The organism is Hymenobacter seoulensis (assembly GCF_054780535.1).
In genome coordinates this window covers 911,364-923,893 of the sequence record NZ_BAAGWD010000001.1, presented here as the reverse complement: position 1 = coordinate 923,893, position 12,530 = coordinate 911,364, and the positions used below count along the sequence as shown (strand labels likewise).

The window sequence follows — 12,530 nt, the reverse complement described above, 5'->3', positions numbered from 1 at the left end:
CGGGAAAGCGGGGCTAGGACGCGTCGTAAGGTTCAATTAAATAACAGCGGCGTTGCTCATCGTAATCAATCACGAGGGCCGAATCGCCTTTGCGCAGCTGCGTGGCAGCGGAGGCAGCCCGTACATTCAGGACCAGCGGCGAGCCACTACGCATGGGCACGCTGGCCTGGCCGAGGCGGTCTTGGGTGGTGGGCAGGAGCACGGTGCACACTTTGCCAACTGGTCGGCCGCCGGCATCGTGGTTTTTCTCCATGGCGGCAAACAGGTGCAGGAAGGGAGTGGTCAGGAGCTTGGCCAGCAGCAGGCTTGCCAGCAGCAGCGGGGCTAGTAACCCCAGGCCCAACAAAAAGCTTGCGTTGCCGAGGTAGTAGTTGAGCAGGATACTGGCCACCCAGAGGGGTAGTACTACCAGACTCAGAAACACCATCAGGGGCACGCGGCCCAGGTTGAAAAACGCCAGGGCATGGTTAAGCCAGCTTACGTTGAAGGCACTGGGCTCAGAGGCGAGGTGCCCGCCATGATGCCCGTCGGCGGGGTGGCTGGTGTCCAGATCAAGCGACTTAAAATCGAGGAGCCCAACAATTACGGTGAGCCAGTACAGCAGCACAAATACCAGCAGAGCCGTGGGCAGCAGATTGGGCGGCAGCAGCGCCGCGTGCAGCAATTCGGACATAGTGGTAATGGCAGGCAGAGCTTTGCTCCGGAAAGTTGAGAAAAAGTCAGGTAAGCTGCACTATACTCTTAGGCCTGAGGTACCAAAATTTGCTCCCGAAGTGCTTTGTTCTCAGCTTTCAGCCGCTGAGTGTAGCGGCTCAGGGCCACCGCATAAAAAGTGATGCCGGTGGTCATCATCCGAATCACAGAGGGCGCTTCCATCTGCTCGAAAGAGTGTAGCAGGATAGCCGTGATAAGCAGGGCCACGCCGCCCCAATGGAATAGTTTTTCAATGGTATTCATAGTTGGGCTTGTAACCAGGGGTAGGAAACAGACTAAACGGCCGGCGTAGTTGGCGTTGCTAACAAGGCTTCCAACTCCTCGTTGCGACGCTGTAGGCGCTTGGCGTATTGTTGGTAAGCGCGAACAATAATTACCCACGCGAACATGCTAATAGAACTCATATCCTTCAACTCAATGTAGCGCAGAACGTGTGCTATGAGCAGAACAATAAGAGCTGCGAAGCCTAGGTATAGGAGTGCTTTTTCGCTTGTATTCATCGTTAATCGATTCGACTTGTAGTGTAGCGGTTACAGTCCTAGCTTGGCCTTGAGGGCTTGTAGATCAGAGGAGGCTTGGCTGCTGCCATCTTGGCCTAAGGCCTTCTCAATTTCCTGATCCACGGACCTGCTCTCCTGCGCAATTTGACCGTACGATTCGGCTAGGGCTTCTTCGGTGGCAATCTTCTCCTTCATGCGCTCCAGCAGCGCCACCGTACCCGACGAGTCGAGCTGGGCCATTTGCTGGTTGATGGTTTTGGTAGCCGTGCTCACCGTTACGCGGGCCTTGAGCGTGCGCAACTCATTATCCCACTGTGAAATGGTTTGCTTGAGCTGCTGCACATTCTGGCTGAGCTGCTGCGCCGAGGCCTCAAACTTTTCCTGCTCCTGGGCAGCGCGGGCAGCGTGAGCTTCGTGCTGAGTTTTTTTGGTTAGGGCTTCGGTGGCAAGGCGGTCGGCTTCGGTGGTATCCAGCTCCTGGCGGCTGGCTTTCTGAAGCAAAAGCACGGCTTTGTTTTCGTAGTCGAGGGCGCGGCTGCGTTCTGTTTCGCTGTCGTTGCGGCTCCGGATGGCCAGGGCCTTCACTTCAGCCAGGGCGTGCAGGGCTTTATCTAGGTCCAGGCGCAGGTCGCGTAGGCCCTGCTCCGTCATCTTGATAGGGTCTTCGAACTGATTGACGGCCGAATGGGCTTCGGCCTGTCCGATTTTGAAAATGCGGTTGAAGAGGTTCATGGGTTCGAGGAGGCTAGGGGGCTAGTGGATAAATGGCCTTGAATACAGACAGGCGCTGGAAATGGAGCTGCTGGCGCATCAACTATGAACCGGATTTTGCAAGCTCCGGAGCTTTTGAAAACTCAATTAGCTCGTCGCTGAACTCGCTGAGCAGCAGCGCCAGGGAGTTAAACACGGCCTCTAGGTGGGCGCGCGTAAGGTTTTCAAGCTGGAGCGTATCGCGGAAGATGACTTTGCGGCCCGACTCATCGAGCACGAACGCGCCGTGGATAATGTCCCGGTTCTTTTGCAGCAGTTGCTGATATACCTCACAGCTGGGAGCAGGCAAATCCAGTAGGTATTGCTCCAGAATCAGGAGTGGGTCGCAGCAGCCCATCACTAGGTTGTCAATGCCCAGCTCCGGCTTACTGACTACCAGCAGGCTATTGGCCTGGTCCTGATGCTTGAGCTCGAAGCCCAGCTCCAGCAGGTAGGTTTGCACTAACGGAAAGTAATGATTGGCCATAGAAGGTAGTTGGAGGTGAGCAGGAGGGTAGTAAGGTAAGGTTGAGCTTTGAGAGTTTGCCTAGCCCTGAAAAGTAGCCATGCTCAAAAAAATAGAATGATGGGAGAGGTGGTTCAGATGTTTGTGGTAAGTTTACGATGCAATCATACTCAAAGTTTTAGATGTGCTCAAACTTTGAGCTAAATATATTTTTTGCTGCATGTCACAGGTAGGAAAGAACATTCGCAAAATAAGAACCGTTAAAAAGCTGAGTCAGGCGGCATTTGCTGAGCTTTTTGGCTTGGCAAGACCTAGTGTTGGTGCGTACGAAGAGGGGAGGTCGGAGCCAAAAATGGAGACGCTGATTCAGATTGCTCAGCATTTTGGCTTATCCGTCGACCTGCTACTTACGAAAGAGCTTACGGTAAATGAGCTTTACAATTTTGATATTTTTCAGCAGCAAGCTCAGTCAGAACCGGCTCCCGATCTGCAGGCAGCGGCTGATCAGCAAAACGACCTGACGCCGTACGTACCCACGGCGCGGCTGCTGGAGTACATTGTGCAGCACCACGATATCAGTTTCATCGATAGTCTGCAAACGCTCACGTTTCCACATAGCCTGGGGCCGTCTACGCGTGCCTTCGAAATTAACGGGGCCGACATGCAGCCAACCCTGCGCCACCAGGATATTGTGTTGTGCTGCCGCATTGATAAAGCAGCTCCGCGCCTGTACCCCGGCCGGGTGTATGCCCTGCTCACGCAAAGCCGCCTGCTGGTGCGCCGCCTCAGCGAGCAGCTGCCCAACAAAATGCTCAAGCTCCGAGCCGACAACTCCGACTATCCGCCGCAGGAGTTTTACTACCCCGATGCCCTGGAGCTGTGGGAGGTGCATGGCAGATTCAGCACCCACTTGCGCCCACCCGCTTTAGTAGAAGAGCGCCTGGCGCGCCTAGAGCAACAGGTAGAGGAATTACTAGGCCGGCAAGGGTAAGGAAGGCATGCGGGTTTCTACACGTGTTGCCGCAGGAATAGGCTTCGGGCTGATGGTAGTGGCTTTTGCCTTTGCCAGCAGACAGCCTTTCCGGTCACCGCAGCCCCAGGAAGTACGCCTCCGGCTCAACTACTTGGAGCGGGTACTACGGATGGGTGCAGGGCCTAACACGGAGCTGGGGAAGCTGACTGCCCAAAACCCCGAGTGGGGCCTGTTTACCCTGGCCTTCACTGGTTACGCCCTGCAAAACCTGGCCCAGCAGGATAGTAGCTGGCGAGAGGAAGCAGCCCACTACACAGAGCTGGCTATTGAGCAGGCACTAAGCCTGCCCATTCGGGGAGCTTTTGAACATGGAGAGTTCTCGACCCAAGCAACTGATACTACTGGGTCGGTATTGTACTTGGGCCACCTGAATCTGCTGCTGGGTTGCCACCGACAATTACGGCCGGCTTCTGCTTACATACCGCTGCATAACGGCATTTCCAGAGCCCTGGCCCGGCGGTATGCCCAGGACCCCAGCGGTTGTCTGGAGTCGTATACCGGTATGCGTTGGGTTCCAGACAATACGGTGGCCATTGCCTCACTGGCGCTGCACAGTCGCCTGACGGGAAGTAGCTACCAGCAGGTAGTGCAACGCTGGGTGGCTAGGGCCCGGCGCCAGTACGTACTAGCCCCTACCCAGCTGTTAGCCTCCAGAGTTGATTCGTTGGGCAAACCCGAGGAGGCCCCCCGAGGCTCAATGGTGGGTTGGAGCATCTGGTTTCTAACCCAGACCGATAGTACGTTTGCTCGCCAGCAGTATGAGCACTACCGGGACGCGCACAGCACCAACCTGGGGCTGATGCAGCCATTTCGGGAACAGGCCGGTCGCTGGGAAACCAGCATAGGGGATGTAGATAGTGGCCCTTTGTTACTAGGCTACGGTATACCGGCAACTACGTTTGCGTTGGCTGATGCCGTGGCGATGCGCGACTGGCGCACTGCCCGCCGAATACAGCGAATAATTGGGCTGGGCAGCCGCGAAGTGACAGGCAATAGCGAAACCCGCTACGGTGTGCGGTTAGTAGAGCTTGACGTAAGCCCGTTGGCGGAGTCGCTTTTGCTGTGGGCCGAAACCGCTCAGCCATAGCAACAGCCGGTTTGCTGCGTTTTCGGGCCTAGTATCTACCGCATAAAAATAGCGCTCAACATAACGTCGGCGCTATTACAACAACTCAGGAAAAACGCCATCCGGATGGCAGCAACAGGACTGGGTTACTAGCTGTTGTTTGAAGGCGAAACCCGCTGGAAGAAAGAGGAAATTTCTTCGGAAAGGGACAGCTGCGGAAGCGTACGTTGCCGATTAACAGCACCTAGCACAAGCAGCAAAAACAAAACTAGAAAACGGAAGAGGGTAGAAAAACGGTTCATAACAAAAGACTGTGTGCATACTGTCAATTCGGGACAGCGAGGGTACATACGGGAAAAGTTTCCGCTAGTCTATCAATCCCGGATTATTATTAGATGAACACCCCTTGTTGACAGGTCGAACACGAATATTTATATAATATTCGCTTTGATAAATATAGTTAAGTTAATTCTTGGGTCAAAGGAATATGATACTGATTGTCAATATTTTGTAAATGATGAAAATACATCCTACTACAAGCTGAACCGTAGTAATAAAGCATGTAACTCGAGGGTAGATAATTAAAAGTTTATTGAAAAATACAAGATTCAGGTAAGTGTACTACTTGATTTAGTGTGCCATGTACTAGGGCAGTTTTCTGCTTAAACCACCTCTAATGGTGAAAGGGGCTAGTAGCCACATCAGCTAGTCTGGATAGCCTAATAATTACCTCCAGAGAAGTCGGAAGGGAAGCTGTTAGAGCAAAAAAAGCTCCTCAACTAGTGAGGAGCTTTTGCCTTATCAGCACACGCCAGGGGTTACTGCCCGGTGGTAGTGCCTGTAGTGGTAGTGCCTGCCGTAGTGCCCGTGGTAGTAGCCCCCGATGTAGTGCTACCCGTGGTGGAAGCACCGGTAGTACCCGCCGTGGTGCCGGTGGTGCCCGTGCCGGCGGTGGTGCCAGTGCCGCTGGTCATGGAGCCGTCCGTAGAAGCTCCACCGGAAGTGGTGGTGGAGCCGGTAGTAGAAGCGGCGCCAGCGCCCGTATCCGTGATGGTGGAGTCAGTGGTAATGGTCGTCGTTTCGGAAGTGCTTGATTGGGTGCTGGTGCCTTCGCTACCCGAGCCGCCACACGAAGCCAACGAGAGGGAAGCGGCCGACAAGGCTAAAAACAGAACTTTTTTCATGGTGATGGTTGGTTAGAGTGATAAATAACTAGTTGAAAGACAAACAGCTGTGGCGTATAGCCCAGCATCTGAAGGTTAATACTACTGGCGGACGGAGGTAACCTTATCAGGCTAAAAAATCATGATTTTATTATAGTGCATCACATGGTCAGCCTTACTACCCATTTACTAGGTTAGCGTAGCGCTGAAACTGCTGCCTTCTCCTTGTAAAACTTAGTGCCTAACAACAAAAAAAAGCTCCTCAACCAGTGAGGAGCTTTTTGAGAGTTGGCTGAGTTGGATTAACGACCCGTGGTGGAACCGCTACCGCCCGTGGTAGTAGAGCCGCCAGCGGTGCTGCCACCAGTAGTGGAGCCAGTTGCGCCCGTGGTGCTGCCACTGGTAGTGCCGCTAGTGGTACCGCCCGTGCCGCTGGTAGAGCCGCCAGCCGTAGAGCCACCGCCTGTGGTTGTGCCACCCGTGGAGGTGCCACTGGTAGTAGAGCCCGCGCTTTGGTCGCCGTTGCTGGTAGTGCCACCACCACCCGAGCCAGTGCCCATGGCGCTGGTGTCGCTGCCCATACCCGCTTCACTGTTCATGCCAGCATCCGTAGAGGCATCGCCGGAGCCAGTGCTTCCGTCGCCGCTGCCTGTCGATTCAGTACCAGTGCCACCGGCACCGCCTTCGTTACCGGAGCCACCGCATGAGGCAAAGGAAAGTGAGGCTGCAGCAAGGGCTAAAAAAAGGACCTTCTTCATAAAAACTAGATGTTTGGTGATGGTATAATAGATTTCGACTACTGCTTGAATACTAGCGGGTAGTAGTCTTTATACTCTCAGGGAGAAATTAGTAACCCAATTACTATGAAAAAATTATGACCAATTTGTGTTAAGCTCATCTTTAACCATGTTTAATATAGTTTTTTCAATATTCAATTCAAGGTCATAAAACCTGCGCAGAAGCATCAAAAGATGCATTTTGCTGCCAGAAATTAAGTCAAAACCGTCAGAGGTTTTAGTGACGTTTTGCTACCACATGGTAGGGCGCTTACTACCTCGTCCCGCGCCGAAAACCTATATTCGCCCTTCTGCCTCCCACTCAACTTCTGCCATCCGCTATGTCCCGCTCTGCCCTCGATACCCCTGAGCTTAACCTTGAAGCTACTAGCCAGCCTAGCAGTCAGTTATTGGCTTCTGTCACTGCTTCTGCTGAAGGAGCAGGCCAGGCTCGCCCCATGTACTACGAGTTCAAGCCTACCGAAACGGTAAAAGCCCAGCACGGCACCACGTTGCGCTGCAAAACCTGGGAAGCCGAAGCGGCCCTGCGCATGCTCGAAAACAACCTGGACCCCGCCGTGAGCCTAGTATACGATGAGCTGATTGTGTACGGCGGCGCCGGCCGCGCTGCCCGCAACTGGAAAGAGTACCAGACCATTGTGCGCACGCTCAAAAACCTGGAACCCGATGAAACCATGCTCGTGCAGTCAGGCAAAGCAGTGGGTGTAATCCGAACCTGGGCCCACGCGCCGCGGGTGCTTATTGCTAATAGCAACCTAGTACCCGCCTGGAGCACCCAGGAGTACTTTGATGAGCTGGATAAGCTAGGGCTGATGATGTACGGGCAGATGACGGCCGGCTCCTGGATTTACATTGCCACGCAGGGAATCTTGCAGGGCACCTACGAAACCTTTGCGGCAGTAGGGGATAAGCACTTCTCAGGCACACTGGCTGGTACCGTTACGGTCACGGCGGGCCTGGGTGGTATGAGTGGTGCGCAGCCCCTGGCCGTAACCATGAACGACGGCGTGTGCCTCGTCATTGAGCCCATTGATGCCCGCGTGAAGCAGAAGGTGCAGGAAGGCTACCTCGATGAGCAGGCCCGCGACCTGAATCACGCCCTGGAGCTGTGCGAGCAGTATAAAGCGGCCCGCAAAGGCTGGAGCATTGGCCTTACCGGCAATGCTGCCACCGTGCTGCCCGAGTTGCTGCAACGCGGCTACCCCGTCGACATCGTGACAGACCAGACCTCAGCCCACGACCTGATGGACTACATTCCGGAAGGCGACATTGATGCCGTATTGCAGCTTCGCAAAGACCAGCCCGAAGAGTTCAAGCGCCAGGCGCTGCAATCCATTGTGAAGCACTGCCAGGCCATCATCGACATGCAGGCCGCTGGGGCCGTAGCTCTTGATTACGGCAACAACCTGCGCGGGCAGGCCGAGAAGGGTGGGTTGCGGGTGCGCGATGAAAACGGCCAGTTTCTCTACCCTGGCTTCGTGCCCGGCTATATTAGGCCCTTGTTCTGTGAGGGCAAAGGCCCGTTCCGCTGGGCGGCTCTCTCTGGCGACCCGCAGGACATCCTGCGCATCGACCGCGCCCTGCTGGAAACCTTCCCCGAGAACAAGATGCTGGCCCGCTGGATTGAAAAGGCCCAGGCCAAAGTGCCCTTCATTGGGTTGCCGGCCCGCGTGTGCTGGCTGGGCTATGGCGAGCGGGAGAAGTTCGGCCTGGTCATCAACGACCTCGTGGCCCGCGGCGAAGTATCGGCCCCCATCGTCATCGGTCGCGACCACCTCGACTGCGGCTCCGTGGCCTCGCCCAACCGCGAAACCGAAGGCATGAAGGACGGCTCCGACGCCGTAGCCGACTGGCCCCTGCTCAACGCACTGGCCAATACGGCCTCCGGCGCCGACTGGGTATCCATCCATAACGGCGGCGGCGTGGGCATCGGGAACAGCACCCACGCCGGTATGGTGATAGTAGCCACCGGCACCCCCGAAAAAGCCGAGCGCCTGCGCCGCGTGCTCACCACCGACCCCGGCATGGGCGTCTTCCGCCACGCCGATGCCGGCTACGAGCTAGCTCAGCAGGTAGCCGAGGAGCGCGGCGTGAAAATTCCGGGGCGGGAGTAAGGTGCAGAGGCAGCAACCTGGCCTTTCTGGCTGGTTGCCGCCCTAGTGTATCAAATAGTAGTGGTAGTTAGCCATGCAATACTTCTAAGTCCCGCCCCCGCACCTGGAGCCGGGTTGACAGCGTTTAGTTGCTGCCAGGCCCAGGCTAGCGCTTTTGCAACAATTGTTGCCTAGCCTGGGGTGGAGAGGGTCGCCAGATTAGCCAGCGTTTATACTGGTTGCAGTAAGCGTGATATAGGACGTGGTCTAGGTCAGCTATGCCGCATAATTTCGTTGCGTATCCTGTTGCGGTTGAAAGGTTCTCGCGCCAGCGGGTGCACAATTCTTGAGTTTTGTTTTGTTTATTATCTACTATAAAATGTAAATTAGGAAAGACATAAAACAGGAATCCTATGAATGCACGTGCCAAAATTCTGGAAGCGGAAGCAGGTGTTCAGCTGGTTGTAATCGGAGACCATCAACGCATTCTGCTCACTGGTAAGGACACCAACCAGCAGTTTACGCTGGTTGAGCAGCTGAATCAGCCCGGCACGGGCGTTCCGCGACATGTGCACTCGCGGGAAGACGAGGTATTTCATGTGCAGGAGGGGGAGGTGGAATTTGAAGTGGACGGCAACATACAAGTGTTGCAGGCCGGCGAACTGGCGTATGTGCCCAGAGGCGTGCCGCATAGCTTTAAAGTAGTGGGGCATGCCCCGGCCCGGGTGCTGCTCTCCATTTTTCCTGCCGGCATCGAGGACATGTTTCAAGAGTTGGCCAAGCTGCCGCCCGGCCCACCGGAATTTGCCCAGGTAGCTAACATCTGCGCCCGGTACGGCATTCATTTTCTGTGAAATCACGAGCCTGACTTTTTGAAAGGCATCCTGCCAACACCAACCGCTCCCGCTATACTACGCCCTCCTTCGTAGTTGTTACTGGCGATATGCTGCATGACTTTACCCACGCGCTGTACAGGCCAAACGCAGAACTGGCTCCGGCGTAGGCAATTGGGCAGTTGAGTTCGCCGCCGCCGCGCTTCAGTTATTTGAGGATATACCAGCCGCCGCGCCGGACCATGAACGGGTCTTCCGCACTTACCAACGCCGCTCGAGCCCAGCTCCGGCGGCGTTGATCATTCTAACGCTCGTTTCAAGAAAAAAAGCAAAACGCCTGCCTCCGTTGTTTACCTCCCTGCGGCAGCACTTCGCCACCGCGCAAACCTGCAAACTCTCTCAACTATGAACATTGGAATTATTGGCGCCGGTCACATCGGTAGCGCTCTTGCCGTGCGGCTCACCAGCCTCGGCCATACGGTGTACATTGCCAACTCGCGCGGACCCGAAACGCTGAAGGACGTGGCCCAGAAAACCGGCGCTACGCCCGTTACGGCTGAGGAAGCGGCCCAGCGCGGCACCGACCTAATCGTGGTGACTATCCCGCTGAAAAACATTCCGGACCTGCCCAAAGACCTGCTGGCGGGCGTACCGGCTGAGGTGCCTATCATCGACACGAGCAATTACTACCCCATGCTGCGCGACGGCAAGATGCCCGAGCTGGAAACCGGCGACCTAACCGAGAGCGAGTGGGTGCAGCAGCACCTGGGCCGCCCGGTAGTGAAGGTGTTCAATAACATCTATGCCCACCACATTGTGGAGAAGGGGCAGCCTGCCGGTACGCCGGGCCGTATTGCCCTGCCCGTAGCCTCCGATGATGCCGCTGCCAAGCAGAAGGTTATGGCCCTGGTAGAGGAGCTGGGCTTCGACGCCGTGGACGACGGCACCCTGCATGAGTCGTGGCGGCAGCAGCCGGGTACGCCCTCGTACGGCGCCGATATGCCGGCCGACAAGCTGCGTGAGCACCTAGCCAGCCTCGGCACCAAGCGCACTGAAGCGCAACACGCCGAGTTCCTGGCCAACCATGCCAAGCAGGAGCAGGCTATGGCTGCGCAAGGCATCAAGCTGTAATAGCCACCACTGCGCGTCCTGGGCGCACAGCACACGGGCTAATTCCAACGGCCCCTACCGTGTGTACTACCATCTAACAGCGCCGCTCCAGGGACCTGGGGCGGCGCTGTTTATTTGAGCTGGAGGAACTTCCATGTGAAGAAAGGCTGCTCAAAATTTCCTTCTAGGTATGCTTGCTGCCCACGGCTAACCCTGACAAGTTAGGCGCGTATTTTTAGGCATGCATCCGATTGTGCCCTGGTTACCTGTGTTATTTATTCCAGTGTTCGTGGCCTTTTTTGGCCTCATCAGCTTTGTGGTGGCTCAGATGGGTTGGAGCCGCCTAGCTACACTATATGCCGTGGCTGAAGTGCCAGCAACCCTGGAACGGACATTGCTGACGTACCTGCGCATTGGCATGGCCAACTACAAAAACTCCGTGCGGGCCGGTAGTACTCCGGAGGGCGTGTGGCTTACTACCTGGAAAATCTTGTACCTGGGCCACCCGCCGCTGTGTATTCCCTGGTCGGCGTTCGGGCCGGTGCAGGAGCAAAAGTTTCTCTGGGCCACTAGCTATGTTACGGTCGTCAACTGTGGCCAGGACTCTGTGAAGCTCACCTTCAGCAGCGAGCAGCTGCGGCAGGCACTATCGGCTAATAGGCCAGCGCACTAACCAAACGGGGTGGGGGAGCCCCAGCGGGTAAGGTTGCGCCGCTGCACTTGCTTCGGAAAACTACCCTAGTCGGCTGTAGCTTCAGTAAGCGGCCAAGAATGCTTTGTGGGTGCTCATGACGTGCGCTTTGCCTATCATTGTGCTGCTTACACGGCAATTTTTCCCCCTCATGAAACGGTTGCTGACCGAACGCTTTGCCGCCCGGGCCTTGCTCTGTATAATCGCGCTGACGTTGGGCTTCCACGCGCTTGTTATGAGCGGGGTGATTCCCTACGAAATTGTGTGGGGAGGCCGATTGCACAACCAGAACCAGATGCTGACTTTCGAGTTGGTATCCATAGCTATCAATTTGCTGATGTTGGGCGTAGTGGCCGCGCGTGCCGGCCTGCTGAAAGCCGTGCCCGTGCCCCCGGTCGTGCTAACGGGAGTGCTCTGGTTGATGGTCGCCCTGTTTGTGCTAAATACCCTAGGCAATCTGGCATCGGAAAGCACGGTTGAGAAAGTGATTTTTACTCCCGTTACGCTAGCGTTGGCCGTTTGTAGCCTGCGTTTGGCCCTCGGCAAGAGCCGCGCGCCCCATCAAGCCCGCGTATAATTTACCCCATTGATATGAAGCAATTTTTGCCCCTAGTACTTGGGCTATGCGGCCTGGCAGCCTGCCAACACAGCCCTTCTGCCCCCAATGCCGAGCCCGCCGCACCTGAGCTCGTACAGCAGCAGCAACCTGCCGTCGTGCCAGCTAAACAAGAGTTTGTTGAGGACGCTATGCTCACAGTGAACGGAAAGCCACACCAGGAGCTTTCGACTACGCTGTTGCAGAAGCAGTTGGGCCGCCCCGACAGCATTGCCAAAGGAGCTATAGAGTGCGGAGGCGTGCTGGAAAGCCTGAGCCAACCCGATAGCCCGAACGGCGACTGGTGGTACTATGGCAAATCGATGTATGAAGTAGATGGCAGCCAGGCCATTCTGCACAGCTTCGACGTGACGACGGGCAAGTTCCAGGGCAAAATAGGTGGGCTTGTACTCAACCAGCATACTACCCTCGAGGACGTGCGCCGCATCTACCCGGCAGCGGTTAAGGCCGCTGGCGCACCTAGCACCGTCACCCAGGAGCAGACGATGAGCTTACCCTTTTTCTATGAAGGCACGCCGACAGATGCTTCTTTGAGCTTGAAATTCAAAGAAGGACGCTTGCAGGAAGTGGAGTTTTTCTTTCCGTGCTAGCCCATTTTTAAGTTGAAACCTCCCTTCCCAAAACGCAAAACCGGATGTGTCCGGAAAGCTTTCGGGAAGGGAGGTTTTGCGTAAGCTACAGCTAAAATAGCACCTCTG

Annotated in this window: 15 protein-coding genes; 8 read left to right on the top strand and 7 right to left on the bottom strand. The window is 55.8% G+C overall.

The features are described from left to right. Positions 1-13: 13 nt before the first annotated feature. From ACYVHC_RS04010 to ACYVHC_RS03990, 5 genes are all read right to left on the bottom strand, one after another. A complete protein-coding gene (locus tag ACYVHC_RS04010; protein WP_460612378.1) occupies positions 14-673 on the bottom strand; it encodes a hypothetical protein in 660 nt (219 codons plus the stop codon). A gap of 68 nt (positions 674-741) precedes the next feature. Next, the gene (locus tag ACYVHC_RS04005) at positions 742-957 is read right to left on the bottom strand and encodes a hypothetical protein (RefSeq protein WP_460612377.1); all 216 of its coding nucleotides are present in this window, start codon (positions 955-957) and stop codon (positions 742-744) included. A 32-nt stretch (positions 958-989) separates the two neighbouring features. After that, positions 990-1,118 (bottom strand): hypothetical protein, encoded by a 129-nt coding sequence (locus ACYVHC_RS04000; protein WP_460612376.1) that lies wholly within the window; start codon positions 1,116-1,118, stop codon positions 990-992. A 126-nt stretch (positions 1,119-1,244) separates the two neighbouring features. Then, positions 1,245-1,946, bottom strand: a complete 702-nt coding sequence (locus ACYVHC_RS03995) for a PspA/IM30 family protein (protein ID WP_460612375.1) — start codon at positions 1,944-1,946, stop codon at positions 1,245-1,247. 82 nt (positions 1,947-2,028) lie between these two features. Continuing rightward, entirely contained in the window at positions 2,029-2,451 is a 423-nt protein-coding gene (locus ACYVHC_RS03990; RefSeq protein ID WP_460612374.1) for a type III secretion system chaperone family protein, read from the bottom strand. A gap of 199 nt (positions 2,452-2,650) precedes the next feature. Between ACYVHC_RS03990 and ACYVHC_RS03985 the strand changes: the two genes are divergently transcribed. Then, positions 2,651-3,421, top strand: a complete 771-nt coding sequence (locus ACYVHC_RS03985) for an XRE family transcriptional regulator (RefSeq protein WP_460612373.1) — start codon at positions 2,651-2,653, stop codon at positions 3,419-3,421. Positions 3,422-3,473: 52 nt separating this feature from the next. Then, positions 3,474-4,550 (top strand): hypothetical protein, encoded by a 1,077-nt coding sequence (locus ACYVHC_RS03980; RefSeq protein ID WP_460612372.1) that lies wholly within the window; start codon positions 3,474-3,476, stop codon positions 4,548-4,550. Positions 4,551-5,347: 797 nt separating this feature from the next. Here ACYVHC_RS03980 and ACYVHC_RS03975 read toward each other — a convergent pair. Next, on the bottom strand, positions 5,348-5,713 hold the full coding sequence (locus ACYVHC_RS03975; protein ID WP_460612371.1) for a hypothetical protein: 366 nt from the start codon (positions 5,711-5,713) through the stop codon (positions 5,348-5,350). 281 nt (positions 5,714-5,994) lie between these two features. Continuing rightward, on the bottom strand, positions 5,995-6,450 hold the full coding sequence (locus ACYVHC_RS03970; protein ID WP_460612370.1) for a hypothetical protein: 456 nt from the start codon (positions 6,448-6,450) through the stop codon (positions 5,995-5,997). Positions 6,451-6,809: 359 nt separating this feature from the next. On the opposite strand from ACYVHC_RS03970, the gene hutU reads away from it, so the two are divergent. The 6 genes from hutU (at position 6,810) to ACYVHC_RS03940 (ending at position 12,422) form a co-directional block, all read left to right on the top strand. Next, positions 6,810-8,603 (top strand): urocanate hydratase, encoded by a 1,794-nt coding sequence (gene hutU / locus ACYVHC_RS03965; protein WP_460612369.1) that lies wholly within the window; start codon positions 6,810-6,812, stop codon positions 8,601-8,603. 392 nt (positions 8,604-8,995) lie between these two features. Continuing rightward, positions 8,996-9,436 carry a cupin domain-containing protein gene (locus ACYVHC_RS03960; RefSeq protein ID WP_460612368.1) on the top strand — a complete coding sequence of 147 codons (441 nt, stop codon included), beginning with the start codon at positions 8,996-8,998 and terminating at the stop codon, positions 9,434-9,436. Between the two features lie 366 nt (positions 9,437-9,802). Next, positions 9,803-10,546, top strand: a complete 744-nt coding sequence (locus tag ACYVHC_RS03955; protein WP_460613127.1) for an NADPH-dependent F420 reductase — start codon at positions 9,803-9,805, stop codon at positions 10,544-10,546. Between the two features lie 247 nt (positions 10,547-10,793). After that, positions 10,794-11,198 (top strand): hypothetical protein, encoded by a 405-nt coding sequence (locus tag ACYVHC_RS03950; RefSeq protein WP_460612367.1) that lies wholly within the window; start codon positions 10,794-10,796, stop codon positions 11,196-11,198. A gap of 169 nt (positions 11,199-11,367) precedes the next feature. Next, positions 11,368-11,793: a hypothetical protein gene (locus ACYVHC_RS03945; RefSeq protein WP_460612366.1), complete on the top strand. Its 426-nt coding sequence runs from the start codon at positions 11,368-11,370 to the stop codon at positions 11,791-11,793. A gap of 14 nt (positions 11,794-11,807) precedes the next feature. After that, on the top strand, positions 11,808-12,422 hold the full coding sequence (locus ACYVHC_RS03940) for a hypothetical protein (RefSeq protein ID WP_460612365.1): 615 nt from the start codon (positions 11,808-11,810) through the stop codon (positions 12,420-12,422). Positions 12,423-12,530 lie beyond the last annotated feature (108 nt).

Coding starts and splice junctions, on each gene's coding strand:
- ACYVHC_RS03970 (WP_460612370.1), bottom strand. CDS start 6,450: ATGAAGAAGGTCCTTTTTTTAGCCCTTGCTGCAGCCTCACTTTCCTTT.
- ACYVHC_RS04010 (WP_460612378.1), bottom strand. CDS start 673: ATGTCCGAATTGCTGCACGCGGCGCTGCTGCCGCCCAATCTGCTGCCC.
- ACYVHC_RS03990 (WP_460612374.1), bottom strand. CDS start 2,451: ATGGCCAATCATTACTTTCCGTTAGTGCAAACCTACCTGCTGGAGCTG.
- ACYVHC_RS04005 (WP_460612377.1), bottom strand. CDS start 957: ATGAATACCATTGAAAAACTATTCCATTGGGGCGGCGTGGCCCTGCTT.
- ACYVHC_RS03985 (WP_460612373.1), top strand. CDS start 2,651: ATGTCACAGGTAGGAAAGAACATTCGCAAAATAAGAACCGTTAAAAAG.
- hutU (WP_460612369.1), top strand. CDS start 6,810: ATGTCCCGCTCTGCCCTCGATACCCCTGAGCTTAACCTTGAAGCTACT.
- ACYVHC_RS03975 (WP_460612371.1), bottom strand. CDS start 5,713: ATGAAAAAAGTTCTGTTTTTAGCCTTGTCGGCCGCTTCCCTCTCGTTG.
- ACYVHC_RS03995 (WP_460612375.1), bottom strand. CDS start 1,946: ATGAACCTCTTCAACCGCATTTTCAAAATCGGACAGGCCGAAGCCCAT.
- ACYVHC_RS04000 (WP_460612376.1), bottom strand. CDS start 1,118: ATGAGTTCTATTAGCATGTTCGCGTGGGTAATTATTGTTCGCGCTTAC.
- ACYVHC_RS03945 (WP_460612366.1), top strand. CDS start 11,368: ATGAAACGGTTGCTGACCGAACGCTTTGCCGCCCGGGCCTTGCTCTGT.
- ACYVHC_RS03940 (WP_460612365.1), top strand. CDS start 11,808: ATGAAGCAATTTTTGCCCCTAGTACTTGGGCTATGCGGCCTGGCAGCC.
- ACYVHC_RS03980 (WP_460612372.1), top strand. CDS start 3,474: ATGGTAGTGGCTTTTGCCTTTGCCAGCAGACAGCCTTTCCGGTCACCG.
- ACYVHC_RS03960 (WP_460612368.1), top strand. CDS start 8,996: ATGAATGCACGTGCCAAAATTCTGGAAGCGGAAGCAGGTGTTCAGCTG.